This window comes from Lederbergia ruris (assembly GCF_018332955.1).
Classification (GTDB): domain Bacteria; phylum Bacillota; class Bacilli; order Bacillales; family Bacillaceae_C; genus Lederbergia; species Lederbergia ruris.
The window spans coordinates 1-5,513 of the sequence record NZ_BORB01000075.1 but is presented as its reverse complement, the minus strand read 5'-3'; the positions used below and the strand labels follow the sequence as shown (position 1 = coordinate 5,513).

The window sequence follows — 5,513 nt, the reverse complement described above, 5'->3', positions numbered from 1 at the left end:
TACCACATCTATTGACATTATGGGTCTGCAAGCTGCTTATGCTAATTTGCATACTGACCAAGAACGTGATTACTTCATGCAGCGTTACCATGATGTTATTTCTTCATTTGGAGGTAAAACCTCTTATGACGCTGACAACCGTCCTTTACTTGTCATGCGCTCTAATCTCTGGGCATCTGGCTATGATGTTGATGGAACTGACCAAACGTCGTTAGGCCAGTTTTCTGGTCGTGTTCAACAGACCTATAAACATTCTGTGCCGCGTTTCTTTGTTCCTGAGCATGGCACTATGTTTACTCTTGCGCTTGTTCGTTTTCCGCCTACTGCGACTAAAGAGATTCAGTACCTTAACGCTAAAGGTGCTTTGACTTATACCGATATTGCTGGCGACCCTGTTTTGTATGGCAACTTGCCGCCGCGTGAAATTTCTATGAAGGATGTTTTCCGTTCTGGTGATTCGTCTAAGAAGTTTAAGATTGCTGAGGGTCAGTGGTATCGTTATGCGCCTTCGTATGTTTCTCCTGCTTATCACCTTCTTGAAGGCTTCCCATTCATTCAGGAACCGCCTTCTGGTGATTTGCAAGAACGCGTACTTATTCGCCACCATGATTATGACCAGTGTTTCCAGTCCGTTCAGTTGTTGCAGTGGAATAGTCAGGTTAAATTTAATGTGACCGTTTATCGCAATCTGCCGACCACTCGCGATTCAATCATGACTTCGTGATAAAAGATTGAGTGTGAGGTTATAACGCCGAAGCGGTAAAAATTTTAATTTTTGCCGCTGAGGGGTTGACCAAGCGAAGCGCGGTAGGTTTTCTGCTTAGGAGTTTAATCATGTTTCAGACTTTTATTTCTCGCCATAATTCAAACTTTTTTTCTGATAAGCTGGTTCTCACTTCTGTTACTCCAGCTTCTTCGGCACCTGTTTTACAGACACCTAAAGCTACATCGTCAACGTTATATTTTGATAGTTTGACGGTTAATGCTGGTAATGGTGGTTTTCTTCATTGCATTCAGATGGATACATCTGTCAACGCCGCTAATCAGGTTGTTTCTGTTGGTGCTGATATTGCTTTTGATGCCGACCCTAAATTTTTTGCCTGTTTGGTTCGCTTTGAGTCTTCTTCGGTTCCGACTACCCTCCCGACTGCCTATGATGTTTATCCTTTGGATGGTCGCCATGATGGTGGTTATTATACCGTCAAGGACTGTGTGACTATTGACGTCCTTCCCCGTACGCCGGGCAATAATGTTTATGTTGGTTTCATGGTTTGGTCTAACTTTACCGCTACTAAATGCCGCGGATTGGTTTCGCTGAATCAGGTTATTAAAGAGATTATTTGTCTCCAGCCACTTAAGTGAGGTGATTTATGTTTGGTGCTATTGCTGGCGGTATTGCTTCTGCTCTTGCTGGTGGCGCCATGTCTAAATTGTTTGGAGGCGGTCAAAAAGCCGCCTCCGGTGGCATTCAAGGTGATGTGCTTGCTACCGATAACAATACTGTAGGCATGGGTGATGCTGGTATTAAATCTGCCATTCAAGGCTCTAATGTTCCTAACCCTGATGAGGCCGTCCCTAGTTTTGTTTCTGGTGCTATGGCTAAAGCTGGTAAAGGACTTCTTGAAGGTACGTTGCAGGCTGGCACTTCTGCCGTTTCTGATAAGTTGCTTGATTTGGTTGGACTTGGTGGCAAGTCTGCCGCTGATAAAGGAAAGGATACTCGTGATTATCTTGCTGCTGCATTTCCTGAGCTTAATGCTTGGGAGCGTGCTGGTGCTGATGCTTCCTCTGCTGGTATGGTTGACGCCGGATTTGAGAATCAAAAAGAGCTTACTAAAATGCAACTGGACAATCAGAAAGAGATTGCCGAGATGCAAAATGAGACTCAAAAAGAGATTGCTGGCATTCAGTCGGCGACTTCACGCCAGAATACGAAAGACCAGGTATATGCACAAAATGAGATGCTTGCTTATCAACAGAAGGAGTCTACTGCTCGCGTTGCGTCTATTATGGAAAACACCAATCTTTCCAAGCAACAGCAGGTTTCCGAGATTATGCGCCAAATGCTTACTCAAGCTCAAACGGCTGGTCAGTATTTTACCAATGACCAAATCAAAGAAATGACTCGCAAGGTTAGTGCTGAGGTTGACTTAGTTCATCAGCAAACGCAGAATCAGCGGTATGGCTCTTCTCATATTGGCGCTACTGCAAAGGATATTTCTAATGTCGTCACTGATGCTGCTTCTGGTGTGGTTGATATTTTTCATGGTATTGATAAAGCTGTTGCCGATACTTGGAACAATTTCTGGAAAGACGGTAAAGCTGATGGTATTGGCTCTAATTTGTCTAGGAAATAACCGTCAGGATTGACACCCTCCCAATTGTATGTTTTCATGCCTCCAAATCTTGGAGGCTTTTTTATGGTTCGTTCTTATTACCCTTCTGAATGTCACGCTGATTATTTTGACTTTGAGCGTATCGAGGCTCTTAAACCTGCTATTGAGGCTTGTGGCATTTCTACTCTTTCTCAATCCCCAATGCTTGGCTTCCATAAGCAGATGGATAACCGCATCAAGCTCTTGGAAGAGATTCTGTCTTTTCGTATGCAGGGCGTTGAGTTCGATAATGGTGATATGTATGTTGACGGCCATAAGGCTGCTTCTGACGTTCGTGATGAGTTTGTATCTGTTACTGAGAAGTTAATGGATGAATTGGCACAATGCTACAATGTGCTCCCCCAACTTGATATTAATAACACTATAGACCACCGCCCCGAAGGGGACGAAAAATGGTTTTTAGAGAACGAGAAGACGGTTACGCAGTTTTGCCGCAAGCTGGCTGCTGAACGCCCTCTTAAGGATATTCGCGATGAGTATAATTACCCCAAAAAGAAAGGTATTAAGGATGAGTGTTCAAGATTGCTGGAGGCCTCCACTATGAAATCGCGTAGAGGCTTTGCTATTCAGCGTTTGATGAATGCAATGCGACAGGCTCATGCTGATGGTTGGTTTATCGTTTTTGACACTCTCACGTTGGCTGACGACCGATTAGAGGCGTTTTATGATAATCCCAATGCTTTGCGTGACTATTTTCGTGATATTGGTCGTATGGTTCTTGCTGCCGAGGGTCGCAAGGCTAATGATTCACACGCCGACTGCTATCAGTATTTTTGTGTGCCTGAGTATGGTACAGCTAATGGCCGTCTTCATTTCCATGCGGTGCACTTTATGCGGACACTTCCTACAGGTAGCGTTGACCCTAATTTTGGTCGTCGGGTACGCAATCGCCGCCAGTTAAATAGCTTGCAAAATACGTGGCCTTATGGTTACAGTATGCCCATCGCAGTTCGCTACACGCAGGACGCTTTTTCACGTTCTGGTTGGTTGTGGCCTGTTGATGCTAAAGGTGAGCCGCTTAAAGCTACCAGTTATATGGCTGTTGGTTTCTATGTGGCTAAATACGTTAACAAAAAGTCAGATATGGACCTTGCTGCTAAAGGTCTAGGAGCTAAAGAATGGAACAACTCACTAAAAACCAAGCTGTCGCTACTTCCCAAGAAGCTGTTCAGAATCAGAATGAGCCGCAACTTCGGGATGAAAATGCTCACAATGACAAATCTGTCCACGGAGTGCTTAATCCAACTTACCAAGCTGGGTTACGACGCGACGCCGTTCAACCAGATATTGAAGCAGAACGCAAAAAGAGAGATGAGATTGAGGCTGGGAAAAGTTACTGTAGCCGACGTTTTGGCGGCGCAACCTGTGACGACAAATCTGCTCAAATTTATGCGCGCTTCGATAAAAATGATTGGCGTATCCAACCTGCAGAGTTTTATCGCTTCCATGACGCAGAAGTTAACACTTTCGGATATTTCTGATGAGTCGAAAAATTATCTTGATAAAGCAGGAATTACTACTGCTTGTTTACGAATTAAATCGAAGTGGACTGCTGGCGGAAAATGAGAAAATTCGACCTATCCTTGCGCAGCTCGAGAAGCTCTTACTTTGCGACCTTTCGCCATCAACTAACGATTCTGTCAAAAACTGACGCGTTGGATGAGGAGAAGTGGCTTAATATGCTTGGCACGTTCGTCAAGGACTGGTTTAGATATGAGTCACATTTTGTTCATGGTAGAGATTCTCTTGTTGACATTTTAAAAGAGCGTGGATTACTATCTGAGTCCGATGCTGTTCAACCACTAATAGGTAAGAAATCATGAGTCAAGTTACTGAACAATCCGTACGTTTCCAGACCGCTTTGGCCTCTATTAAGCTCATTCAGGCTTCTGCCGTTTTGGATTTAACCGAAGATGATTTCGATTTTCTGACGAGTAACAAAGTTTGGATTGCTACTGACCGCTCTCGTGCTCGTCGCTGCGTTGAGGCTTGCGTTTATGGTACGCTGGACTTTGTAGGATACCCTCGCTTTCCTGCTCCTGTTGAGTTTATTGCTGCCGTCATTGCTTATTATGTTCATCCCGTCAACATTCAAACGGCCTGTCTCATCATGGAAGGCGCTGAATTTACGGAAAACATTATTAATGGCGTCGAGCGTCCGGTTAAAGCCGCTGAATTGTTCGCGTTTACCTTGCGTGTACGCGCAGGAAACACTGACGTTCTTACTGACGCAGAAGAAAACGTGCGTCAAAAATTACGTGCAGAAGGAGTGATGTAATGTCTAAAGGTAAAAAACGTTCTGGCGCTCGCCCTGGTCGTCCGCAGCCGTTGCGAGGTACTAAAGGCAAGCGTAAAGGCGCTCGTCTTTGGTATGTAGGTGGTCAACAATTTTAATTGCAGGGGCTTCGGCCCCTTACTTGAGGATAAATTATGTCTAATATTCAAACTGGCGCCGAGCGTATGCCGCATGACCTTTCCCATCTTGGCTTCCTTGCTGGTCAGATTGGTCGTCTTATTACCATTTCAACTACTCCGGTTATCGCTGGCGACTCCTTCGAGATGGACGCCGTTGGCGCTCTCCGTCTTTCTCCATTGCGTCGTGGCCTTGCTATTGACTCTACTGTAGACATTTTTACTTTTTATGTCCCTCATCGTCACGTTTATGGTGAACAGTGGATTAAGTTCATGAAGGATGGTGTTAATGCCACTCCTCTCCCGACTGTTAACACTACTGGTTATATTGACCATGCCGCTTTTCTTGGCACGATTAACCCTGATACCAATAAAATCCCTAAGCATTTGTTTCAGGGTTATTTGAATATCTATAACAACTATTTTAAAGCGCCGTGGATGCCTGACCGTACCGAGGCTAACCCTAATGAGCTTAATCAAGATGATGCTCGTTATGGTTTCCGTTGCTGCCATCTCAAAAACATTTGGACTGCTCCGCTTCCTCCTGAGACTGAGCTTTCTCGCCAAATGACGACTTCTACCACATCTATTGACATTATGGGTCTGCAAGCTGCTTATGCTAATTTGCATACTGACCAAGAACGTGATTACTTCATGCAGCGTTACCATGATGTTATTTCTTCATTTGGAGGTAAAACCTCTTAT

At 44.5% G+C, this 5,513-nt stretch carries 9 protein-coding genes; all 9 read left to right on the top strand.

Annotated elements, in window-relative coordinates; all coding sequences use genetic code 11:
• The coding region (locus tag KI363_RS22620; protein ID WP_212967580.1) for a major capsid protein at positions 1–724 on the top strand (724 nt) is incomplete at its 5' end.
• Positions 725–834: 110 nt separating this feature from the next.
• Positions 835–1,362 carry a hypothetical protein gene (locus tag KI363_RS22615; protein ID WP_000487867.1) on the top strand — a complete coding sequence of 176 codons (528 nt, stop codon included), beginning with the start codon at positions 835–837 and terminating at the stop codon, positions 1,360–1,362.
• Positions 1,363–1,370: 8 nt separating this feature from the next.
• Positions 1,371–2,357 carry a Minor spike protein gene (locus KI363_RS22610; protein ID WP_000466547.1) on the top strand — a complete coding sequence of 329 codons (987 nt, stop codon included), beginning with the start codon at positions 1,371–1,373 and terminating at the stop codon, positions 2,355–2,357.
• 63 nt (positions 2,358–2,420) lie between these two features.
• Positions 2,421–3,962 (top strand): replication endonuclease, encoded by a 1,542-nt coding sequence (locus KI363_RS22605; RefSeq protein WP_000252566.1) that lies wholly within the window; start codon positions 2,421–2,423, stop codon positions 3,960–3,962.
• Positions 3,895–4,047: a hypothetical protein gene (locus KI363_RS22600; protein WP_435988044.1), complete on the top strand. Its 153-nt coding sequence runs from the start codon at positions 3,895–3,897 to the stop codon at positions 4,045–4,047. Before KI363_RS22605 ends, KI363_RS22600 begins: the two co-directional genes overlap by 68 nt.
• On the top strand, positions 3,980–4,219 hold the full coding sequence (locus tag KI363_RS22595; protein WP_016670801.1) for a phage DNA packaging protein C: 240 nt from the start codon (positions 3,980–3,982) through the stop codon (positions 4,217–4,219). Before KI363_RS22600 ends, KI363_RS22595 begins: the two co-directional genes overlap by 68 nt.
• Positions 4,216–4,674, top strand: coding sequence for a scaffolding protein D (locus KI363_RS22585; protein WP_000084700.1), 459 nt, complete (start codon positions 4,216–4,218; stop codon positions 4,672–4,674). The genes KI363_RS22595 and KI363_RS22585 overlap by 4 nt, the downstream gene beginning before the upstream one ends.
• Positions 4,674–4,790: a phage DNA packaging protein J gene (locus KI363_RS22580; RefSeq protein WP_000033471.1), complete on the top strand. Its 117-nt coding sequence runs from the start codon at positions 4,674–4,676 to the stop codon at positions 4,788–4,790. The genes KI363_RS22585 and KI363_RS22580 overlap by 1 nt, the downstream gene beginning before the upstream one ends.
• Before the next feature lie 36 nt (positions 4,791–4,826).
• Positions 4,827–5,513 (top strand): major capsid protein (locus tag KI363_RS22575; RefSeq protein ID WP_281414154.1); only part of this gene is annotated, 687 nt, incomplete at its 3' end.

Excerpts from the sequence above, each read along its gene's own strand:
- KI363_RS22580 (WP_000033471.1), top strand. The coding sequence starts at position 4,674 with ATGTCTAAAGGTAAAAAACGTTCTGGCGCTCGCCCTGGTCGTCCGCAG.
- KI363_RS22605 (WP_000252566.1), top strand. The coding sequence starts at position 2,421 with ATGGTTCGTTCTTATTACCCTTCTGAATGTCACGCTGATTATTTTGAC.
- KI363_RS22585 (WP_000084700.1), top strand. The coding sequence starts at position 4,216 with ATGAGTCAAGTTACTGAACAATCCGTACGTTTCCAGACCGCTTTGGCC.
- KI363_RS22610 (WP_000466547.1), top strand. The coding sequence starts at position 1,371 with ATGTTTGGTGCTATTGCTGGCGGTATTGCTTCTGCTCTTGCTGGTGGC.
- KI363_RS22615 (WP_000487867.1), top strand. The coding sequence starts at position 835 with ATGTTTCAGACTTTTATTTCTCGCCATAATTCAAACTTTTTTTCTGAT.